Here is a 21,870-nt window from a genome sequence, read left to right on the forward strand (position 1 = left end):
ACTATTGATTGGGGTGATTAAGGGGTAAAAGCGGGAAGACTTTGGTGATTGGCTTTGTGGTGAGGGGGCTTGTCCCCTCACCACAGTGCAAGCACCCTCACCACAGGGCAAGCACCCTCACCACGGGACAAGCACCTCACCACAGGGCAAGCGCTCTCAGCTCAAGGCTTTTTCGATCGCCTGCACGATGGCAGGGTCATCAGGCGACGTACGCGGCGAGAAACGCGCCAGCACCCGGCCGTCTTTGCCCAGCAGGAATTTTTCAAAGTTCCAGGTGATGTCCCCCGGGAACTCGGCGCCCTCGCCCGCCAGCAATCGATACAGCTGGTGGCGATCGTGGCCATTCACTTCAAGCTTGCTGCCCAAAGGAAAGGTCACGCCGTAGTTGAGGCTGCAAAATTCCTGGATTTCTTGCTCGGTGCCCGGCTCCTGCCCGGCAAATTGATTGCACGGCAGCCCGAGTACGGTGAAACCCTGCTCCTTGTATTGCTGATAGAGGTTTTCCAGCGCAGCGTACTGTGGGGTCAGACCACATTTGGAGGCGACGTTGACCACCAGCACGACTTTCCCCTTGAAGGGCGCCAGAGGCAGCTCCTGACCATTGAGGCCAGTCAGTTTAAGGTCGTGGAAAGCACTCATGACGAACTCCAGATATCCCATGTTCTTTGTAACGGCCCTTCGAGATTACAGCCGCCAAGTCGGCAAGAATAGCCGCCAAATGAAAAAGGCGCCCGAAGGCGCCTTTTTCCAACTGACAGAGCATCGCGCCGTCAATTAATGGTGGTGACCACCTTCGCCGTGCACGTGGCCATGGGCCACTTCTTCCTGGGAAGCGTCACGGATAGCGACGATCTTCACCTGGAAGGTCAGGCGCTGGCCAGCCAGCGGGTGGTTGCCGTCGACGGTCACGTCGTCGCCGTCCAGGTCACGGATGGTGACGATCTGCATCTGGCCGTCCGGAGCGGAAGCGTGGAACTGCATGCCCACTTCCAGCTCGTCGACGCCTTCGAACATGCTGCGGCTCAGGGTGCTGACCAGTTCGGCTGCGTACTCGCCGTAGGCATCTTCAGGTTCTACGGCAACGGTCAGTTCGTCACCGACCTCTTTGCCTTCCAGGGCCTTTTCCAGGCCCGGGATGATGTTACCTGCACCTTGCAGGTAGACCAGCGGCGCGCCGCCGGCAGAACTGTCGATGACCTCACCAGCGTCGTTGGTCAGGGTATAGTCAATGGAGACAGCCTTATTGGCGGCGATCGGCATGGGGCGAGACCTTTGCAAAAGAATGAAGAACGGACAAGTCTAAACAAGGATTTGCCCGAAAGCGAACACAACCCGGACGGACGGGGTCGAACAACTGACCCGACGGTCGCAGGATTTCACCAGGATGAAGACCAGCACTGGGTCGTCGAGCTTTCCTGCGGCCACACCCAGCACCTGCGCCACCAGCCACCCTGGCAATCCCGGGCCTGGGTCACGGACCCGGCGCAACGCCTTGAAAAAATAGGCCAACCCTTTGCTTGTGGCTGGTGTGCGCAAGGCTCAGATAAAGATAACCTTGGCACCTGATTCCCGGTAGGCGGCCAGCCATAGGCCGCCACCGAAGCCATGCACCTCCAGAGAACTCGCATGCAAACTTTTTTTATCGCGCCCACCGATTTTGGTGTGGGTCTGACCTCCATCAGCCTTGGGCTGGTGCGTACCCTTGAACGGGCCGGGCTGAAAGTCGGCTTCTTCAAACCGATTGCCCAGCCACACCCCGGCGACACCGGCCCCGAGCGTTCCACCGAACTGGTGGCCCGCACCCACGGCCTCAAACCGCCCCAGCCTTTAGGCCTGGCCCATGTAGAGCGGATGCTCGGCGACGGCCAGCTGGACGAGCTACTGGAAGAAATCATCACCCTTTACCAGCAAGCCGCCGTGGGCAAAGACGTGCTGATCGTCGAAGGCATGGTGCCAACCCGCAGCGCCAGCTATGCGGCCCGGGTCAACCTGCACCTGGCCAAGAGCCTGGATGCCGAAGTGATCCTGGTCTCGGCCCCGGAAAACGAAGTGCTGACCGAACTCTCCGGCCGCGTGGAGTTGCAGGCCCAACTGTTCGGCGGCCCGAAAGACCCAAAAGTACTGGGCGTGATCCTCAACAAAGTGCGCACCGACGAAAGCATGGAAGCGTTCTCGGCGCGGCTCAAAGAGCATTCGCCGTTGCTGCGCAGCGGCGATTTTCGCCTGCTGGGCTGCATCCCGTACCAGCCGGAACTCAACGCCCCGCGCACCCGGGATGTGGCCGACCTGATGGGCGCGCAGATCCTCAACGCCGGTGATTATGAAACCCGGCGCATGACCAAAATCATCATCTGCGCACGCACCATGCGCAACACCGTGGAGCTGCTCAAGCCCGGCGTGTTGGTGGTAACGCCCGGCGACCGCGACGACATCATCCTCGCCGTCAGCCTGGCCGCCATCAACGGCGTGCCGCTGGCGGGTTTGCTGCTGACCAGCGACACCCTGCCCGACCCACGCATCATGGACCTGTGCCGTGGCGCGTTCCAGGCTGGGCTGCCGGTGTTGTCGGTGAGCACCGGCAGCTACGATACCGCCAACCAGCTCAACAGCCTGAACAAGGAAATCCCGATTGATGACCGCGAACGTGCGGAGATCATCACCGATTTCGTCGCCAGCCACCTCGACGCCCGCTGGCTGCACCAACGCTGCGGCACACCGCGGGAGATGCGCCTGTCGCCGGCGGTGTTCCGCTATCAACTGATCCAGCGCGCCCAGGCGGCCAACAAACGCATCGTGCTGCCCGAAGGCAGCGAGCCGCTGACCGTGCAGGCCGCCGCCATTTGCCAGGCCCGCGGGATTGCCCGTTGCGTGTTGCTGGCCAAGCCGGCGGATGTGGAAGCGGTAGCCCGCGCCCACGGCATCGAGCTGCCCGAAGGCCTGGAGATTCTCGACCCCGACCTGATTCGCCAGCGCTATGTGGAGCCGATGGTGGCCCTGCGCAAAACCAAAAGCCTCAACGCCCCGATGGCCGAGCAGCAACTGGAAGACACGGTGGTGATCGCCACCATGATGCTCGCGCTGGATGAGGTCGACGGCCTGGTTTCCGGTGTCATCCACTCCACTGCCAATACCATTCGCCCGGCCCTGCAATTGATCAAGACCGCGCCGGGCTGCACCCTGGTCTCGTCGGTGTTTTTCATGCTGTTCCCGGAGCAAGTGCTGGTGTACGGCGACTGCGTGATGAACCCGCACCCAAGCGCGGCGGAGCTGGCGGAAATCGCCCTGCAAAGCGCCGACTCGGCCGCCGCGTTCGGCATCACGCCACGGGTGGCGATGATCAGTTATTCCAGCGGCGATTCGGCCACGGGCGAAGAAGTCGAAAAAGTCCGCGAAGCCACCCTGCTTGCCCACGAAGCCCAAAGCTCGTTGCTGATCGACGGCCCGTTGCAATACGACGCCGCTGCCAACGAAACCGTGGCCCGGCAACTGGCGCCCAACAGCCTGGTGGCAGGCAAGGCCACGGTGTTCGTGTTCCCGGATCTCAACACCGGCAACACCACGCACAAGGCAGTGCAGCGCAGCGCCGATTGCGTGAGCCTGGGGCCAATGCTGCAAGGCCTGCGCAAACCGGTAAACGACCTGCCCCGTGGGGCGCAGGTGGACGACATCGTGTACACGATCGCATTGACCGCGATTCAAGCCGCCAACCGACCTATGGATGTCTAAATGCTGGATTTTCTACCTGCCGCCGTGCGCGGGGTAATCGCCTCGCTGTTGCTGGCGTTGAACACGATTTTGCTGTGTTCGTTCCTGTTTATCGTGGCGTTGTTCAAGGCCTTGCCGTTTGCCAAGCGCTTCAGCGAATGGCTGATGAACCAGACCCACGAAGCCTGGATCAGCAATAACAAGGCCTGGATGAACCTGGTGCGCCGCACCCGCTGGCACATCAAAGGCCTTGAAGGCCTGGACTATCAGCACTCGTACCTGGTGACCAGTAACCACCAGAGCTGGGTCGATATCATGGTGCTGCAATACGTGCTCAACCGGCGTATTCGCCCGCTGAAGTTTTTCCTCAAGCAAGAGCTGATCTGGGTGCCCGTGATCGGCCTGGCATGGTGGGCGCTGGGCTTCCCGTTCATGAAGCGTTACACCAAGGCGTACCTGGAAAAGCACCCGGAGAAGAAAGGCAAGGACCTGGAAACCACCCGCAAGACCTGCGCGAAGTTTCGCCACAACCCGGTGGGCATTTTCAACTTTGCCGAAGGCACACGGTTTACGCCCGGTAAACACGCACAGCAGAAATCGCCGTTTCGTTACCTGCTGAAACCCAAGGCCGGCGGTATCGCGTTTGTGCTGGATGCGATGGGTGAGCAGCTCAAATCACTGGTGAACGTGACCATTCACTACCCTGCCGGACGTCCGGGTTACTGGGATTTGCTGTGCGGGAACGTGAAGGACGTGGTGGTGCAGTTTGAAGAGGTGCCGATTCCGACCGAGTTTATCGGCAAGAATTATGAGCAGGATGGCGAATATCGGTTGGCGTTCCAAGGCTGGATCAACCGGTTGTGGGAAGACAAGGATGTGTTGCTCGAAAAGCTCCACCGCGACTTTCCCGCGACTTAAAAACCTGGCGTAGCAGCTGTCGAGCGCCAGCGAGGCTGCGTCGGGAGCGCCTCGGTTCGATGCCTGGCTTAGTTCCGGCGGCGCGGCCAACGCAGCCTCGCTGGCGCTCGACAGCTGCTACAGGGAGGCATGAAAAAAGCCCGCCACCGAGTGATCGGTGGCGGGCTTTTTAGGGCGCGTGACGCTTAGATCGCGCCGCGCTGACGCAGCAGTTCCAGCACTTGCTTGACGCTGTCTTCCAGCGACAGGGCCTGGGTGTCGAGCACCAGGTCAGCATTCAACGGCACGTCGTACGGGAAGGACTCACCCGGGATGTTATCCCCGCCCGCCGCGTACAAGCCTTGCGGATCACGCTCGGCACACACCAGCGGCGAAGCCTGCACGTACACGGTCAGCAAACGATCACCGCCGATCAAGGCCTTGGCCTGTTCACGCCCTTCGGCATCCGGGGCCACGAACGCCGCCAGGGTCAGCAAGCCCGCTTCGTTGAACTGACGCGCCACGTGAGCCGCACGACGCCAGTTCTCGGTACGCCCGGCACGGTCCTGCGGCAGGCCCTTGTTCAGGTCATGCCGCAGGTTCTGGCCATCCAGTACAAACACTGCGCGGCCCAGGTCGAATAGCTTGCGCTCCACCGCGTAGGCCAAAGTGCTTTTGCCGGCGCCCGACAAACCGCTGAACAACACGGTGGCCGGTTGCTGGCCGAAGCGCTGGGCACGTTCTTCGGTAGCCACATGAGCCAACTTGCCATGCTGCGCCGCGCTACCATGAATCACTGGCTGCGCGATGATCATGCCGGCAGCCACGGTGCCATTGGTCAAACGGTCGATGACGATAAACGAACCCGTGGTGCGGTTACTCGCGTAACCGTCCAGGGCGATGACCGCGTCGAGGCTGACCTTGACCCGGCCAATCTCGTTCAACTGCAAGGCACTCGCCGGACCTTCTTCCAGGGTGTTCACATCCACGCGATGCACGATGCTGGTGATGGAACCCGGCACGTAGCTGGTGGCGCGCTTGATATCGTATTTCTTGCCCGGCAGCATCGGCTCTTCGGCCATCCACACCAGCATGGCGTCGAAGGCGTCGGTCACTTGCGGCACGTTGTCGGCATGCACCAGCAGGTCGCCACGGGAGATGTCAATCTCGTCTTCCATGGTCAGCGTCACAGCCTGGCCTGGGCCGGCGTTTTCCAGTTCACCTTCAAAGGTAACGATGGATTTGACGCGGCTGCTCTTGCCCGACGGCAGCACCACAACCTCGTCGCCCTTGTGCACGATGCCGCTGGCCAGGGTGCCGGCGAAACCACGGAAGTTCAGGTTCGGACGGTTGACGTACTGCACCGGGAAACGCAGGTCGGTGTAGTTGCGGTCGTTGGCGATCTCGACGGTTTCGAGAATCTCCATCAGCGACTGGCCGGTGTACCAGGGCGAACGCTCGCTCTTGTTCACCACGTTGTCGCCCTTGAGGGCCGACATCGGCACAAACGCCATGGTGCTCGGCTTGAAGGCAATGCCGTCGGCAAACTTCAGGTAATCAGCCTTGATCGCCTCAAAGATGCTTTGGTCAAAGCCATTGATGTCCATCTTGTTGACGGCCACCACGATGTGCTTGATGCCCAGCAACGAGGCGATAAAGCTGTGGCGACGGGTCTGGGTCTGCACACCGTAACGGGCGTCGATCAGGATAATCGCCAGGTCACAGGTGGAGGCACCGGTGGCCATGTTGCGGGTGTACTGCTCATGGCCGGGGGTGTCGGCGATGATGAATTTGCGCTTGGCGGTGGAGAAGTAGCGGTAGGCAACATCGATGGTGATGCCCTGCTCACGCTCGGCCTGCAGGCCGTCGACCAGCAAGGCCAGGTCGATGTCGTCGCCCGTGGTGCCGGACTTTTTCGAATCGCGGGTGATGGCTTCCAGATGGTCTTCGTAGATCATCTTGGAGTCGTGCAGCAGGCGCCCGATCAGGGTGCTCTTGCCGTCATCGACGTTGCCGCAGGTCAGGAAGCGCAACATTTCCTTGCGCTCGTGCTGGCCCAGGTAGGCGAGGATGTCCTCGCTGATCAAATCAGATACGTGCGACATGACAGCCCCTTAGAAATAGCCTTGACGTTTTTTATCTTCCATCGAGCCGGCACCATCGTGGTCGATGACACGGCCCTGGCGCTCGGAAGTTCGCGTCAGGAGCATTTCCTGAATGATGTCCGTCAGCGTCTCGGCTTCGGACTCCACCGCACCCGTCAACGGGTAGCAGCCAAGGGTACGGAAACGTACTTTCTTTTTGACGATTCGGGCTTTGTCTTCGTCGGACAGGTGCTCGAGGATGCGGTCGTCGTCGATCATGATCAACGTGCCGTTCTTCTCGATCACGTCACGTTCGGCGGCGAAGTACAGCGGAACGATCGGGATGCCTTCAAGGTAGATGTACTGCCAGATGTCCAGCTCGGTCCAGTTGGACAGCGGGAACACACGGATCGACTCGCCCTTGTTGACGTTGCCGTTGTAGACGTTCCACAGCTCCGGGCGCTGGTTTTTCGGGTCCCAGCGGTGCTTGCTGTCGCGGAACGAGTACACGCGCTCTTTGGCGCGCGATTTCTCTTCATCGCGACGGGCACCGCCGAACGCTGCGTCGAAACCATGCTTGTCCAGGGCCTGCTTGAGGCCTTCGGTCTTCATGATGTCGGTGTGCTTGGCGCTGCCGTGGGTGAACGGGTTGATGTTCTGTGCCACGCCATCGGGGTTGATATGGGTGATCAGGTCCAGGCCCAGTTCTTCGACCATTTTGTCGCGGAACCTGTACATCTCCTGGAATTTCCAGCGGGTGTCGACGTGCATCACCGGAAACGGCAGCTTGCCCGGGAAAAATGCCTTGCGTGCCAGGTGCAGCATCACGGCGGAGTCTTTACCGATCGAGTAGAGCATCACCGGGTTATCGAACTCGGCGGCGACCTCGCGGATGATGTGGATGCTTTCCGCCTCCAGCTGTTTCAGATGCGTCAGTTTGTCGACCATGGCTACTCACGGAAAAACGATCTTATGGACGGCCAGCGGGCCGTGTTCGAGCGGGGCATGCTAGCACAGCGCCTAATTCTATTGAGGGAGCTGGCTAGATCGAAACGGTATATGAATATACCGCCGGGTTTGGCTGAAACCTCCCCTTCCCCGTAGCTGCTGTCGAGCGCCAGCGAGGCTGCGTCGGGCGCGCCTGGGTATGGCGCCTGGTTCGGGTTGGCGGTGCTGCCGACGCAGCCTCGCTGGCGCTCGACAGCTGCTACGGAGGTCGGTGCTCTTATATGGGGTTTGGGCAATCGATGAACAGGTGCTCCAGGGCAAAACGCCTTGCCAGATAGTCACCCAGCGCCTGCACACCGTAGCGTTCAGTGGCGTGATGCCCGGCCGCGATAAAGCTGATGTCGTTTTCCCGGGCGCTGTGGAAGGTCTGCTCCGAGGCTTCGCCGCTCAGGTACAGGTCAACCCCGGCAAGCACCGCCTGGTCGATGTAACCCTGGCCACCGCCGGTGCACCAGCCGACGCGGCGGATCATCTCGCTGCCTTCGATCAGCAGCGGCTCGCGGCCCATGGCCTCCTGCACACGGCGGGCGAAGTCGCGGGGCAACATGGGTTCGGCCAAGGATCCCACCAGGCCCACGACCTTGAGGTTGTCGGGGTCCAGTGGGCCTTCGACGGTGATGTCCAGTTGCCGGGCCAGTTGCACGTTGTTGCCGACTTCCGGGTGCACATCCAGGGGCAAGTGGTAGGCCAGCAGACTGATGTCGTGCTTGAGCAGGGTTTTCAGGCGGCGCTGCTTCATGCCGGTGATGCACGGGCTTTCGCCTTTCCAGAAATAACCGTGGTGCACCAGCACCAGGTCGGCCTGGGCTTCGACCGCCGCGTCCAGCAGAGCCTGGCTCGCCGTCACGCCGCTGACGATGCGCAGCACTTGCGGGCGGCCCTCGACTTGCAGGCCGTTGGGGCAGTAATCGGCGATTTTTGCACTATTAAGGTAGCGGTCCGCTTCCTCGACTAAGGTGCTCAGGGCGACGGCCATAAAAGACTCCTAAATATCCCGTTCAGAGGCGCTCACGGCCTCGTATAATGCGCGACATTATGGGCGCTCTCCCGCCCCCTGCAACCCGTCAGGATTTTCTTAATGCTCAAGGCACTGCGTTTTTTTGGATGGCCATTGTTGGCTGGCGTGCTGATCGCGATGCTGATTATTCAGCGTTATCCACAACTGGTCGGCCTGCCGACCCTCGATGTCAACCTGCAACAGGCACCGCAAACCAGCGCGGTGGTACAAGGCCCGGTGACTTACGCCGACGCGGTGGTGATCGCCGCCCCCGCCGTGGTCAACCTGTACACCACCAAAGTCATCAACAAACCGGCGCATCCACTGTTTGAAGACCCACAATTTCGTCGCTATTTCGGCGACAACTCGCCCAAGCAGCGGCGCATGGAATCCAGCCTCGGCTCCGGTGTGATCATGAGCCCCGAAGGCTACATCCTCACCAACAACCACGTGACCACCGGCGCCGACCAGATCGTCGTGGCCCTGCGCGATGGCCGCGAAACCCTGGCGCGGGTGGTCGGCAGCGACCCGGAAACCGACCTCGCGGTACTCAAGATCGATTTGAAAGGCCTGCCCTCGATCACCATCGGGCGCTCCGAAGGCTTGCGCGTAGGTGACGTGGCGCTGGCCATCGGCAACCCGTTCGGGGTCGGCCAGACCGTGACCATGGGCATCATCAGCGCCACCGGGCGCAACCAGTTGGGCCTTAACAGCTACGAGGACTTTATCCAGACCGACGCCGCGATCAACCCCGGCAACTCTGGCGGCGCACTGGTCGATGCCAACGGCAACCTGACCGGCATCAACACCGCGATTTTCTCCAAGTCGGGCGGCTCCCAGGGCATTGGCTTTGCCATCCCGGTAAAACTCGCCACGGAAGTGATGAAGTCGATCATTGAGCATGGCCAGGTAATTCGTGGCTGGCTGGGGATTGAAGTGCAACCACTGACCAAGGAACTGGCCGAGTCGTTTGGCCTGACCGGGCGCCCGGGCATCGTGGTCGCCGGGATCTTCCGCGACGGCCCGGCGCAGAAAGCCGGCCTGCAATTGGGGGATGTGATCCTCAGCATCGACGGCGAACCGGCTGGCGATGGCCGCAAGTCGATGAACCAGGTAGCGCGGATCAAGCCAACCGACAAGGTGGCGATCCAGGTGATGCGCAACGGCAAGGAGATCAAGCTGTCGGCAGAAATCGGCCTGCGTCCGCCGCCGGCGCCGGTCAAAGAAGAAGAATAAAAGCCAGGGCTGAACGCGGTCCCTGCAGGAGCGAGCGTGCTCGCGAAAAACCTGGAGGGTGCCGCGTTGATTGAGGATGCCAGCGTCATCGTTAACGACCACCGCGAGCAAGCTTGCTCCTACAAGGCCACCGGCGCTCTCTCACACAAGGTATTGAGCGCCACCGCCCACTGCGGGTCATCATTCAAGCAAGGCACCAACACCAACTCCTCGCCCCCCGCTTCGCGGAACTGCTCCAGCCCACGATCGCCAATCTCCTCCAGTGTCTCGATGCAGTCCGCCACGAACGCCGGGCACATCACCAGCAACTTCTTCACCCCTTGTTGAGCCAATGCTTCAAGGCGTGCCTCGGTGTAGGGTTCGATCCACTTGGCGCGGCCGAGCCGCGACTGGAACGCCACCGACCACTTGCCTTCCGGCAAACCCAGGCGCTCGGCAAAGTCCCGCGCAACGCTGAAGCACTGGGCGCGATAGCAGGTGGCAAGCACCTCGGCAGAGGCATTCTGGCAACAGTTGGCGTCCTTGAAACAGTGTTGCCCGGTAGGGTCGAGCTTTTTCAGGTGACGTTCCGGCAGCCCGTGAAAACTAAGCAACAGGTGATCAAAATCCTGTTCCACGTAAGCCTTGGCACTGTTGGCCAACGCGTCGAGGTATTCCGGCTGATCATAGAACGGCTGCAGAATCGAAAACTCGATTGCCAGCTTTTTGTCCCGCACCACACGGTGGGCCTCTTCAATCACCGTGGTCACGGTGCTGTCGGCAAACTGCGGGTACAAGGGCGCCAGGGTTACTTTCTTGATGCCCTGGCCGGCCAATCGCACCAGCACTGTTTCAATCGACGGCTCGCCATAACGCATCGCCAACTCCACCGGGCCGTGGGTCCATTGCGCGGTCATCTGTTGTTGCAGGCGGCGGCTAAGGACGACCAGCGGCGAGCCTTCGTCCCACCAGATCGAGGCGTAGGCATGGGCCGATTGCTCGGGGCGCTTGATCAGGATCAGCGACACCAGCAAGCGCCGCACCGGCCACGGCAGGTCGATGACGTAAGGGTCCATCAGGAATTGATTGAGGTAGCTGCGCACATCCGCCACCGACGTGGACGCCGGTGAACCCAGGTTGACCAGTAACAACGCGTGATCCGTCATGCAACATCCTATCTCTAGAGGCGGCTGGACAAGTCGTCCAGGGCCGCGTGCAACTCAGTGAACTGGAAAGTGAAACCGGCCGCCAGCAGCCGCTGCGGCAATGCCCGCTGGCCGCCCAGCAACAAGCCCGACAGCTCACCCAAGCCGATGCGCAAGGCAAACGCCGGCATGGGCATGAACGCCGGGCGGTGCAGCACCTTGCCCAATGTCTTGGCGAACTCAAGGTTGCGCACCGGGTGTGGCGCGCAGGCATTATAAGGACCGCGGGCATCGCTCCTGTGCAGAAGAAAATCAATCAGGGCGATTTGATCCTTTATATGGACCCACGGCATCCACTGCCGACCATTGCCGATAGGCCCGCCCAGCGCCAGTTTGAACGGCAATAGCAGCCGCGACAAAAAGCCGCCCTCGGCCGCCAGCACCAGGCCGGTGCGCACCAGTACGACACGCAGGCCAAACGCCTCGGCGCGCTGGGCGGTTTCTTCCCAGGCAATACACAGTTGGCTGGGGAAATCGTCCTGCACCGGGCCGCTGTCTTCGGTCAGCTCACGCTCGCCGCCGTCGCCATACCAACCGACCGCAGAGCCGGAGATCAACACCTGCGGTTTTTGCTCAAGGCCCTCAAGCCAGGCCAATAACGTTTCGGTCAGACCAATCCGGCTGCTCCACAGCAGCACCTTGCGTTTATGGGTCCATGGCCGGTCGGCAATCGGCGCGCCAGCCAGGTTGACCACGGCGTCCACTGCCTCGCTTATGTCTTGCAGCCGGGCGACCCCACGCACTGGAGCACCGCACAGTTTGGCTACTCGTTCGGGATGGCGACTCCAGACCGTAAGGCGATGGCCTTGGGCAAGCCAGTGTTGGCAGAGTTGGCGGCCGATCAAACCGGTACCGCCGGTCAGCAAAATGTGCATGAGTTGTTCCTCGTGTAACGTTCGCCGACCACCCTTAGTCTATTTTATAAACAGGGATGTTTTAATCGGGCGCAACGCTGGTTAAACCTTCAGGTTTAACCATAGGTCACGCCAAACGATCAGGTACGCCAAAACTTATACCAAAAAACAATATTGTACAGCTATTGGTGTCGGCGTAGTCTGTACCCAACGGTAAAACGAGGCCTCCCATGACTGTTCCCATCGCGATCATAGGCACCGGCATCGCCGGTCTCTCCGCCGCCCGAGCGTTAAAAGACGCGGGGCACGTTGTACAACTTTTCGATAAAAGCCGCGGCAGTGGCGGCCGCATGTCCAGCAAGCGCAGTGATGCGGGCGCCTTGGACATGGGTGCGCAGTACTTTACTGCGCGCGACCGACGATTCGTCATCGAAGTGCAACGCTGGCAAGCCAATGGTTGCGCCGAACAATGGAAGCCACAGCTGTACAACTTCAAGTCCGGGCAACTGACGCCCTCCCCCGATGAACAGATCCGCTGGGTCGGTACGCCGCGCATGAGCGCGATTACCCGCGCCCTGCTCGATGACTTGCCGGTGCAGTTCGGTTGCCGCATCACCGAAGTGTTCCAGGGCAAACAGCATTGGAACCTGCTGGACGCCGATGGCGAAAGCCACGGCCCGTTCAGCCACGTGATCATCGCCACCCCGGCCCCGCAAGCCACCGCCCTGCTGGCCGCCGCGCCCAAGCTGGCGAGTGCCGCCGCCGGGGTGAAAATGGACCCTACCTGGGCCATCGCGCTGGCCTTCGACAAGCCGTTGGATACGCCCATGGAAGGCTGCTTCGTGCAGGACAGCCCGCTCGACTGGCTGGCCCGCAACCGCAGTAAACCGGGGCGCGACACCACCCTCGACACCTGGGTGCTGCACGCCACCAGCACCTGGAGCAAGCAACACCTGGACCTCACCAAGGAAGCGGTAATCGAACACTTGCATGGCGCCTTTGCCGAACTGCTGCACAGCGCCATGCCTGCGCCGTCCTTCGCCCTGGCCCACCGCTGGCTGTATGCGCGCCCGTCCACCAGCCATGAATTTGGCGTGCTCGCCGACGCCGACCTGGGCTTGTACGTGTGCGGTGACTGGTGCCTGTCAGGCCGTGTGGAAGGCGCCTGGCTCAGCGGGCAGGAAGCGGCGCGGCGGTTAATCGAGCACCTGCAATGAACCGCATCAACCCCGCCAAATTGCTGCTGTCGAAGTGGACAGCAGCCCGCCCGCAGCACAAGGAAAAACATTTCCTGGTGACCCAGTTGCTGCGCGATGATGAGGGCGACGTGCAGGAAATCGAACTGGAAGCCGTGATGACCCGCCGCGTGCAGCGCCTGGCCTGGCAAACCCTGCAAAACGCCGAAGACTGGAAAATCGGCTGGCAATAGCCATCATGCAAATACCTGTACAAATTATTTGACTTGTACAGCTTCAAACCTATGATGAGATTAAGTTGTACAGGAACTTAGCCCTGTACAGGAATTTCACCGAGGTTTGGCCATGCTCACCACCCCGCTCACCCCCGGCAAACCGAAAATCGGCATCAGCGCCTGCTTGCTGGGCGAGAACGTGCGCTTCAATGGCGGGCACAAACAATCGCACCTGTGCAGCCAGACGCTCGCCGATTATTTTGATTTCGTGCCGCTGTGCCCGGAAGTCGCCATCGGCCTGGGCATCCCTCGCGAGCCGATTCGCCTGGTGGGCGACCCGCTTAAACCCCAGGCCGTGGGCACCGTGCACCGCGAACTCAACGTAACCCAGCCACTGGACGATTACGGCCAACAAATGGCCGCGGAACACACCGACCTCTGCGGCTATATCTTCATGCAGAAATCCCCGTCCTGTGGCCTGGAGCGGGTCAAGGTTTATCAGGACAACGGCATGCCCATCGACGGCGGCGGCCGCGGCATCTATGCCCAGGCCTTCTGCGCGCGCCATCCCAATCTCCCGGTGGAAGAAGACGGTCGGCTGAATGACCCAGTGCTGCGGGAAAACTTCCTGACCCGGGTGTTCGTCTACGCCACCTGGCAGCAATTGCTTGCCGAAGGCCTGACCCGCCACCGCTTGCTGGAATTTCACTCGCGCTACAAATACCTGCTGATGGCCCACAGCCCGGTGCATTACAAAAGCCTCGGCAACCTGCTGGGCAGCATGCGCAAAGACGTCGACCTTGACGCACTGGCCGGGGGTTACTTCAGCGAACTGATGACTGCCCTGACCCAATGCGCCACTCGTGGCACCCACACCAACGTGCTGCAACACATCAGCGGCTACCTCAAGCAAGCCATCAGCGCCGAAGACAAACAGGAAATGCAGGCCATCATTGGCCAATACCGCCAGGGCATCGTGCCGCTGGTGGTGCCGCTGACCCTGCTCAAGCACCATTTTCGCCAGCACCCGGACCGCTACATCGCGCAGCAGGCCTACCTGCAACCGCACCCGGAAAACCTCAGCCTGCGTAATGCGATTTAACCTATGACTCTTCCCCTGCAAGAACCTGTCGAAGACATTGCCCAGGCCCTGGAACAAGGCTGGCTGCCGATTCGCGAAGTGGCGCGCCAGACCGGCGTCAACGCTGTAACCCTGCGCGCCTGGGAACGGCGCTACGGCTTGATCGTGCCCCAGCGCACGCCCAAGGGGCATCGGCTGTTCAGTGCCGAGCATGTGCAACGCATCCACACCATCCTGACCTGGCTCAACCGCGGCGTACCGGTGAGCCAGGTCAAGAGCCTGATCGACACCGCCCACACCACGAGCGAATCGCCGGTGGAAAACGAATGGCACAACCGCCGCCAGCACCTGTTGCAGGCCATCAGCGAACTGGCCGAGCGCCGGGTGGATGACGCCTTCAACCAGGCCATGGCGCTGTACCCGCCGCGCACCTTGTGCGAGCAGCTTTTGCTGCCGTTGCTCAAGGAGCTTGAACTGCGCTGGCAAGGCCAGTTCGGCGCACAGATGGAGCGGGTGTTTTTCTATTCCTGGCTGCGCAGCAAGTTCGGTGCGCGGATGTACCACAACAACCGCCAGCTCAACGGCGCGCCGCTTCTGCTGATCAACCACTCCGACCTGCCACTGGAGCCGCATTTGTGGCTTACCGCCTGGCTGGCCAGCAGTGCCGATTGCCCGGTGGAGGTCTTCGACTGGCCATTGCCGGCCGGCGAACTGGCCCTGGCTGTCGAACACCTGCAACCGCGCGCGGTACTGCTGTATTCGAGCAAGGCACTCCAGGTGCCGGCGCTGGGCAAACTGTTGAGCGGCTTCAGTTGCCCAAAGCTGATAACCGGACCAACGGTATGCATCCACCAGGCCGAGCTGACCGTATTAACCCAAGACATTCCTGAATTGCTCCTGGCCGAAGACCCATTGTCGGCCCATCAGGCTCTGATCCAGCATGGACTTATTTAAATGCACTTGATCTGGTTGCGCACCGACCTGCGCCTACACGACAACACCGCCCTCGCCGCCGCCGCACAGCGCGGCCCGACAGCGGCTGTCTACCTGATCAGCCCGCAGCAATGGCTGGCCCACGATGACGCGCCGTGCAAAATCGACTTCTGGCTGCGCAACCTCAATAGCCTGAGCGTGGCACTGGGCGAGTTGAACATCCCATTATTGATCCGCCATGCCTCGACCTGGGATGAGGCACCGCAGGTTCTCGCTGACCTGTGCGAGCAATTGTCGATCGAATCGGTGCACGTCAATGACGAATACGGTATCCACGAAGACCAGCGCGACGCCGCCGTGGCCCTGGCCCTCGAAGGCAAGGGCATAACGTTCCACCGTTACCTGGACCAATTGTTTTTCCAGCCCGGCAGCGTCCTGACCAAGACCGGTACGTATTTCCAGGTGTTCAGCCAGTTCCGCAAGGTCTGCTACAACCGCCTGCACAGCGCCTTGCCGCGCCTGGTCGCGACCCCCAAGTCACAAGCGCCGCTCACACTCAAAAGCGACCCGGTCCCGGCTCACGTCGACGGTTTTGCCACGCCGAGCGAAGCCTTGCGTGCCCTGTGGCCTGCCGGCGAAACCGAGGCCCGGCACCGTCTCGACCAGTTTGCCGATGCACAAATCAGCTACTACAAGGACGAACGCGACTTCCCGGCCAAACCTGGTACCAGCCAGCTGTCAGCCTACCTCGCCGCGGGCGTGGTCTCGCCGCGCCAATGCCTGCACGCCGCGCTGCAAAGCAACCAGGGTGAATTCGAAAGCGGCGATGTGGGCACCATCACCTGGATCAACGAGCTGCTGTGGCGCGAGTTCTACAAGCATATTCTGGTGGGCTACCCACGGGTCTCGCGCCATCGCGCGTTCCGCCCGGAGACCGAAGCCGTGGCCTGGCGCCACAGCCCGCAGGACCTGAAGGCCTGGCAGGAAGCACGCACCGGCCTGCCGATTATCGATGCGGCCATGCGCCAATTGCTGGAAACCGGCTGGATGCACAACCGCCTGCGCATGGTGGTGGCGATGTTCCTGACCAAAAACCTGCTGATCGACTGGCGTGAGGGCGAGCGCTTTTTCATGCGCCACCTGATCGACGGCGACCTGGCGGCCAACAACGGCGGCTGGCAGTGGAGCTCCTCCACCGGCACCGATTCGGCACCGTATTTCCGAATTTTCAGCCCCTTGAGCCAGTCGGAAAAATTCGACGGCGAAGGCGTATTCATCAAGCACTGGCTGCCGCAACTGGCGGCATTGAACAAAAAAGAAGTACACAACCCCGACGCCATGGGCGGCCTGTTTGGCGTGGCCGACTATCCTCGTCCTATTGTCGACCTGAAAAAGTCTCGCGAGCGCGCCCTCGCCGCCTTCCGCAGCCTGCCTTCACGCCAGGCAGCCGGAGGCAGCCATGAGTGATTTCCTGCGCAGGTTTGCCCAAGCTTTTGCCAGTGTGGACAAACACAACCTGCACCTGCTCGACAGCCTGTACAGCCAGGACATCAGCTTCACCGACCCGCTGCACGAGGTGCACGGGTTACCGGCGCTGCACCGCTACTTCGCCGAGCTGTACGACAACGTCACCCAGTTGCGCTTCGACTTCCACGGTTTCGACGAGGTGGCAGAAGGCGAAGGTTACCTGCGCTGGAAAATGAGCTTCTGCCACCCGCGCCTGGCCAAGGGTGAGGTGATTCGCGTCGAAGGCTGTTCGCACTTGCTGTGGCGCGACAAGGTGTATTGCCACCGGGATTATTTCGACGCAGGTGCATTGCTGTACGAACACGTGCCGGTCCTCGGCGGCGTGGTCAGTTGGCTGAAAAGGAGAATGGGATGAGCCTTACACCTCCACGGCGTTATTGGTTGACCGGCGCCAGCAGTGGCATCGGTGCCGAGCTGGCCAAGGCGCTGCTCGGCAGCGGCGCCCATGTGGCCGTCAGCTCCCGCTCCAAAGCGCCGCTGGACGAGCTCGCGCAGGCGTACCCCGGGCAAGTGCTGGTGGTGGCAGGCGACCTGACCAACAGCCAGACCGTGCGCGAAATCGGCGAGCATATCGCCGCGGCCTGGGGCTCGCTGGACACCGTAATTCTTAACGCCGGCACCTGCGAATACGTGGACGTCCGGCAGTTCGATTCCTCGATCATCGAACACGTAGTACGCACCAACCTGCTGGCCAGCAGTTACTGCATCGAGGCCGCCCTGCCGCTGTTGCGCGCAGGTCATACACCTCACCTGGTCGGCGTTGCCAGCGCCGTGACCTACCTGCCGATGCCCAGGGCAGAAGCCTATGGCGCCTCCAAGGCAGGCCTGCGTTACTTGTTCGAATCCCTGCGCATCGACCTGTCGCCCGAAGGCATTGACGTGACCGTGGTCAGCCCGGGGTTTGTCGATACGCCGCTGACCGCACGCAACGATTTCCCCATGCCCTTGAGCTGGCCGGCGGACAAGGCCGCACGGCATATTTTCGCCAAGCTGCAAACCCGCCCATTGGAAATTGCCTTCCCCGCCCTGTTCATTGCCGCGATGTGGCCGCTGTCGAAACTGCCGAACCGCGCCAAGCTGATCATCGGCAAACGCATGCTGCGTAGCCCGCCGCCGAAGAAGGACGACCTGTGAAGATCGCCATTATCGGCAGCGGCATTGCCGGGCTGACCAGCGCCTATCTGCTCAGTCGCCGCCACGACATCACCCTGTTCGAAGCCGGTGATCGCATCGGCGGGCACACCCACACGGTGAATGTCACGGTTGATGGCAAAGGCTATGCGGTAGACACCGGTTTTATCGTATTCAACAACTGGACCTACCCCAACTTCATCAAGCTGCTGGGGCAGATCGGCGTGAAGTTCAAGCCCACCGAGATGAGCTTTTCGGTGTGCGACCCGGGCGCCGGGTTCGAGTACAACGGCAACAACCTCAACAGCCTGTTCGCCCAGCGTCGCAATATCCTGTCGCCGGGGTTCTGGGGCATGTTGCGCGACATCCTGCGTTTCAACCGCCAGGCGCCGCTGGACCTGCAAGAGCAACGCATCAGCGCCGAAATGACCCTGGGCGAGTACCTGCAGGCCGGCGGCTACGGCCAGCGGTTTATCCAGCATTACATCGTGCCGATGGGTGCGGCGATCTGGTCGATGTCGCTTTCGGACATGCTTGGCTTTCCCCTGCAATTCTTTGTGCGGTTCTTCAAGAACCACGGTTTGTTGTCGGTGAGCAACCGGCCGCAGTGGTGCGTGATCGAAGGCGGTTCCGGCCAATATATCGCGCCGCTGACCGCCTCGTTTCGCGAAAAGATTCGCCTCAATTGCCCGGTCACCCGGGTTGAGCGCACCCCCATCGGTGCAGTTGTCCACAGCGCCGCCGGCAGTGAGCCATTCGATAAAGTGGTGTTCGCTTGCCACAGCGACCAAGCGCTGGCACTGCTGGGTGATGCAAGCCTGGCCGAGCAGCAGATCCTCGGCGCCCTGCCCTATGCCGACAACGACGTAGTGCTGCACACCGACACCCGGTTACTGCCCGACCGCAAACTGGCCTGGGCCAGCTGGAATTACCGCCTGGACGGCAGTGCGCAAAAACAGGCCGCCGTGACCTACGACATGAACATCCTGCAAGGCATCGACAGCGCCACCACTTTTTGCGTGAGCCTGAACCAGACGGCGATGATCAACCCGCTCAAAGTCCTGGCCCGCTACACCTACGCCCACCCGCAATACAGCCTGGCCGCCGTGGCCGCGCAAGCGCGCTGGGAAGAATTGCATGGCGCGCAGCACACCTATTATTGCGGCGCCTATTGGGCCAACGGTTTTCACGAAGACGGCGTGGTCAGCGCGTTGCGCGTGGCCAAGGCGTTCGGGGAAGTCCTGTGAACAGCGCCCTGTACAGCGGCTGGATCGCCCACCGGCGGTTTGTGCCCAAGGGCCATGCCTTCCGCTACCGGATCGGCCTTTTGTACCTGGACCTCAGCGAACAAAACGAAGTGTTCGGCTTGTCGCCACTGGCGGGCGACCGCTGGGCGCCGTTCGCGTTTCGCCAGCAGGACTACCTGCGTGAATTTACCCGTCACGGCATGAGTTTGACCGATGCCGTACGCCAAGAAGTTGGCAAGGCCCTGGGGCGCATCCCCTCGGGCGTAATCTGCCTGCTGACCCAGGCCCGCAGTTGGGGCCTGGCCTTTAACCCGGTGAGTTTCTTCTACTGTTTCGAGGCCGATGGAACGCTGGCCGCGATTCTCTGTGAAGTGACCAACACCCCGTGGCGCGAGCGCTATCACTACGTGCTGCCGGCCCAGGCGTTGCCTGCCGGCGAGCATCAGCACTTCGCCGTGGCCAAGGCGTTTCATGTCTCGCCGTTTTTGCCCCGCGACCTCGAATACCGCATGAGCTTCAGCCCGCCCGCCGCCAAACTCGGCGTGCACATGGCCGACTGGCAGGGCGAGCTGAAAGTCTTCGACGCCACGTTAAGCCTGCAACGCGAAGCCTTGAACCGCGCCAGCCTGCACCGCTACCTGTGGCGCTTCCCGTGGATGACCGCCAAGACCTGCCTCGCAATTTACTGGCAGGCCTTGCGCCTGCTGCTTAAACGCACGCCGATTTTTCCCCATCACGCCGCCGAAGGCGCCTCTCGCACCGCAGTCGGGTATACCAAGGATCGCCGCCATGAAATCCCCTAGCTTATCGGTCAAATCCAACCGCTTGAACGTCAACGGCATGACCGCTGCGCTGCTGCGCAAAGCGGTGTTGCGCCAGCTCGGCCAATTGCGCCACGGCCAGTTGGTGGTGGTCGAGGATGGCGAACGGCAAGTCTTCGGCGCACGGGAAGCGCACCTGCTGGGGGAAATCCAGATACTCGACTCCGCCGTGTGGGGCCTGGTGGCGGCCAACGGTTCCATCGGCGCGGGCGAGGCATTTATCCATGGTTACTGGAGCAGCCCGGACCTGACCGCCGTAGTGCGCGTGATGGTCAGCAACCTCGACGTGCTGGATGCACTCGAAGGCGGCCTGGCCAAACTGGCACGGCCCCTCACCCAGGGCCTGCACTGGCTCAACCGCAATACGCGCAAGGGGTCGCAGAAAAACATCGCCGCCCACTACGACCTGGGTAATGACCTGTTCGAAGAATTCCTCGACCCGACCATGATGTATTCGGCGGCGCAGTTCCTTACCGCCGATGACACCCTGGAACAGGCGCAGCTGAACAAGCTGGAGCGCATCTGCCAGAAACTCGCACTGAAACCGTCGGACCACCTGCTGGAAATCGGCACCGGCTGGGGCAGCATGGCGATTTACGCGGCGCAGCAGTATGGCTGCAAGGTCACCACCACCACCTTGTCCAAGGAACAGTTTGCCTACACCGAAAAACGCATCGAGGCCCTGGGTTTGCAGAATCAGGTGACGCTGCTGCTGGAGGACTACCGCGACCTGACCGGGCAATACGACAAGCTGGTATCGATCGAGATGATCGAAGCGGTGGGCCATCGCTTCCTCCCCACCTATTTCAAACAGTGTGCGCAGTTGCTCAAGGGCAACGGCCTGATGTTGCTGCAAGCCATCACCATTCGTGAGCAGCGCTACGAGCAGGCCAAGAACAGTGTGGATTTCATCCAGCGCTACATCTTCCCCGGCGGCGCCCTGCCCTGCGTGCAGAAGATGCTGGAGGTGATCAGCCGCGACACCGACATGAACCTGCTGCACATGGAGGATTTCGGCCTGCACTACGCGCGAACCCTGCGCCTGTGGCACGAGAACTTTCGCCGCGCCCATGGCCGCCTGACAGAAATGGGCTACGACGAATACTTCCTGCGGCTGTGGGAGTTTTACCTGTGCTACTGCGAAGGCGGCTTTATGGAGCGCACCATCGGCACCGCGCAAATGCTCCTGGCCAAGCCGGCGGCGCTGACCCAACCGTTGCTCGGGCGCTTTGATGCTTAAACCGCTGGCGAATGCCGTGCTGTTCCAGTGCGGCTGGTTTGCCTGTGTGCTGGGCGGCGATAGCCTGTGGCTGTTGGTAGGATTGGCCGTGCTGGCGGTCCATCTGCTGTGGATAAGTTCGTGGTCAGAGGAGGGCCAGGTGATGCTTGCGGTCACCCTTTTAGGCACAGTGATCGACACTTCACTGCGCGCATTTGGGGTGTTCCATTTCAGCCTGCCCGGGCCGCTGGCGCCTTTGTGGCTGATCCTGTTGTGGGCATTGCTGGCGACCACGCTGCGCCATTGCCTGGCCTGGAGCGCACAGCCCTGGTGGCGCGCCAGTCTGTTGGGCGCAGTGGGCGGGCCGCTGTCTTATTACGCGGGCAGCCAATTGGCCGGCGTCAGTTTCGGCTACGCCACCGTGCCGACCTTCATCGGCCTGGCGTTACTCTGGGGGATGATATTCCCCTTGCTGCACTGGGTTGCCAGGCAGTTGTCACACTGACGTCCGTCAGGCCTTTCACACACGCGTAAG

The 21,870-nt window shown here is 61.4% G+C and carries 21 protein-coding genes and 1 pseudogene; 15 read left to right on the forward strand and 7 right to left on the reverse strand.

What is annotated here, in order from left to right; genetic code table 11:
* Positions 1-156: 156 nt before the first annotated feature.
* A complete protein-coding gene (locus ACZRN6_RS14685; protein ID WP_322143271.1) occupies positions 157-639 on the reverse strand; it encodes a glutathione peroxidase in 483 nt (160 codons plus the stop codon).
* Positions 640-774: 135 nt separating this feature from the next.
* On the reverse strand, positions 775-1,260 hold the full coding sequence (locus ACZRN6_RS14690; RefSeq protein ID WP_322143270.1) for an FKBP-type peptidyl-prolyl cis-trans isomerase: 486 nt from the start codon (positions 1,258-1,260) through the stop codon (positions 775-777).
* Between ACZRN6_RS14690 and ACZRN6_RS14695 the strand changes: the two are divergent.
* From ACZRN6_RS14695 to ACZRN6_RS14705, 3 genes and pseudogenes are all read left to right on the forward strand, one after another.
* Positions 1,229-1,566, forward strand: a pseudogene (locus ACZRN6_RS14695) (DUF3565 domain-containing protein). The gene ACZRN6_RS14690 and the pseudogene ACZRN6_RS14695 sit on opposite strands and share 32 nt — an antisense overlap.
* 60 nt (positions 1,567-1,626) lie before the next feature.
* Positions 1,627-3,726 carry a phosphate acetyltransferase gene (gene pta / locus ACZRN6_RS14700; protein ID WP_017476010.1) on the forward strand — a complete coding sequence of 700 codons (2,100 nt, stop codon included), beginning with the start codon at positions 1,627-1,629 and terminating at the stop codon, positions 3,724-3,726.
* Positions 3,727-4,623, forward strand: coding sequence for an acyltransferase (locus ACZRN6_RS14705; RefSeq protein ID WP_322143268.1), 897 nt, complete (start codon positions 3,727-3,729; stop codon positions 4,621-4,623). It abuts the gene before it with no gap.
* 185 nt (positions 4,624-4,808) lie between these two features.
* Here the strand turns inward: ACZRN6_RS14705 and cysN are convergent, their stop codons facing one another.
* The 3 genes from cysN to ACZRN6_RS14720 form a co-directional block, all read right to left on the reverse strand.
* Positions 4,809-6,707, reverse strand: coding sequence for a sulfate adenylyltransferase subunit CysN (gene cysN, locus ACZRN6_RS14710; protein ID WP_322143267.1), 1,899 nt, complete (start codon positions 6,705-6,707; stop codon positions 4,809-4,811).
* Between the two features lie 9 nt (positions 6,708-6,716).
* Positions 6,717-7,634: a sulfate adenylyltransferase subunit CysD gene (gene cysD, locus ACZRN6_RS14715; protein ID WP_099489720.1), complete on the reverse strand. Its 918-nt coding sequence runs from the start codon at positions 7,632-7,634 to the stop codon at positions 6,717-6,719.
* A gap of 277 nt (positions 7,635-7,911) precedes the next feature.
* Positions 7,912-8,670: a Nif3-like dinuclear metal center hexameric protein gene (locus ACZRN6_RS14720; protein WP_322143266.1), complete on the reverse strand. Its 759-nt coding sequence runs from the start codon at positions 8,668-8,670 to the stop codon at positions 7,912-7,914.
* Positions 8,671-8,772: 102 nt separating this feature from the next.
* On the opposite strand from ACZRN6_RS14720, the gene algW reads away from it, so the two are divergent.
* The gene (gene algW, locus ACZRN6_RS14725; protein WP_003208442.1) at positions 8,773-9,927 is read left to right on the forward strand and encodes a Do family serine endopeptidase AlgW; all 1,155 of its coding nucleotides are present in this window, start codon (positions 8,773-8,775) and stop codon (positions 9,925-9,927) included.
* A 119-nt stretch (positions 9,928-10,046) separates the two neighbouring features.
* On the opposite strand, the gene hemH is transcribed toward algW, so the two are convergent.
* Both hemH and ACZRN6_RS14735 read right to left on the reverse strand, forming a co-directional pair.
* Complete coding sequence (gene hemH / locus ACZRN6_RS14730; protein WP_464008276.1) at positions 10,047-11,072, reverse strand: ferrochelatase; 1,026 nt, start codon at positions 11,070-11,072, stop codon at positions 10,047-10,049.
* 14 nt (positions 11,073-11,086) lie between these two features.
* The gene (locus ACZRN6_RS14735) at positions 11,087-11,986 is read right to left on the reverse strand and encodes a TIGR01777 family oxidoreductase (protein WP_464008277.1); all 900 of its coding nucleotides are present in this window, start codon (positions 11,984-11,986) and stop codon (positions 11,087-11,089) included.
* A gap of 209 nt (positions 11,987-12,195) precedes the next feature.
* On the opposite strand from ACZRN6_RS14735, the gene ACZRN6_RS14740 reads away from it, so the two are divergent.
* From ACZRN6_RS14740 to ACZRN6_RS14790, 11 genes are all read left to right on the forward strand, one after another.
* Positions 12,196-13,182: an NAD(P)/FAD-dependent oxidoreductase gene (locus ACZRN6_RS14740; protein ID WP_464008278.1), complete on the forward strand. Its 987-nt coding sequence runs from the start codon at positions 12,196-12,198 to the stop codon at positions 13,180-13,182.
* Positions 13,179-13,394, forward strand: coding sequence for a TIGR02450 family Trp-rich protein (locus ACZRN6_RS14745; protein ID WP_464008279.1), 216 nt, complete (start codon positions 13,179-13,181; stop codon positions 13,392-13,394). Before ACZRN6_RS14740 ends, ACZRN6_RS14745 begins: the two co-directional genes overlap by 4 nt.
* A 112-nt stretch (positions 13,395-13,506) precedes the next feature.
* Entirely contained in the window at positions 13,507-14,478 is a 972-nt protein-coding gene (locus ACZRN6_RS14750) for a YbgA family protein (protein ID WP_464008280.1), read from the forward strand.
* Positions 14,479-14,481: 3 nt separating this feature from the next.
* Positions 14,482-15,411, forward strand: coding sequence for a MerR family transcriptional regulator (locus ACZRN6_RS14755; RefSeq protein WP_464008281.1), 930 nt, complete (start codon positions 14,482-14,484; stop codon positions 15,409-15,411).
* Complete coding sequence (phrB, locus tag ACZRN6_RS14760; RefSeq protein WP_464008282.1) at positions 15,412-16,857, forward strand: deoxyribodipyrimidine photo-lyase; 1,446 nt, start codon at positions 15,412-15,414, stop codon at positions 16,855-16,857.
* On the forward strand, positions 16,850-17,272 hold the full coding sequence (locus ACZRN6_RS14765; RefSeq protein ID WP_464008283.1) for a nuclear transport factor 2 family protein: 423 nt from the start codon (positions 16,850-16,852) through the stop codon (positions 17,270-17,272). Before phrB ends, ACZRN6_RS14765 begins: the two co-directional genes overlap by 8 nt.
* Complete coding sequence (locus ACZRN6_RS14770) at positions 17,269-18,051, forward strand: SDR family NAD(P)-dependent oxidoreductase (RefSeq protein WP_322143257.1); 783 nt, start codon at positions 17,269-17,271, stop codon at positions 18,049-18,051. Before ACZRN6_RS14765 ends, ACZRN6_RS14770 begins: the two co-directional genes overlap by 4 nt.
* Positions 18,048-19,295, forward strand: a complete 1,248-nt coding sequence (locus tag ACZRN6_RS14775) for an NAD(P)/FAD-dependent oxidoreductase (RefSeq protein ID WP_464008284.1) — start codon at positions 18,048-18,050, stop codon at positions 19,293-19,295. The genes ACZRN6_RS14770 and ACZRN6_RS14775 overlap by 4 nt, the downstream gene beginning before the upstream one ends.
* The gene (locus ACZRN6_RS14780; protein WP_322143255.1) at positions 19,292-20,098 is read left to right on the forward strand and encodes a DUF1365 domain-containing protein; all 807 of its coding nucleotides are present in this window, start codon (positions 19,292-19,294) and stop codon (positions 20,096-20,098) included. The genes ACZRN6_RS14775 and ACZRN6_RS14780 overlap by 4 nt, the downstream gene beginning before the upstream one ends.
* On the forward strand, positions 20,085-21,356 hold the full coding sequence (locus ACZRN6_RS14785) for a class I SAM-dependent methyltransferase (RefSeq protein ID WP_464008285.1): 1,272 nt from the start codon (positions 20,085-20,087) through the stop codon (positions 21,354-21,356). The genes ACZRN6_RS14780 and ACZRN6_RS14785 overlap by 14 nt, the downstream gene beginning before the upstream one ends.
* Entirely contained in the window at positions 21,349-21,840 is a 492-nt protein-coding gene (locus ACZRN6_RS14790) for a DUF2878 domain-containing protein (protein WP_322143253.1), read from the forward strand. Before ACZRN6_RS14785 ends, ACZRN6_RS14790 begins: the two co-directional genes overlap by 8 nt.
* Positions 21,841-21,870 lie beyond the last annotated feature (30 nt).

It is taken from the genome of Pseudomonas sp. A125 (assembly GCF_055409485.1).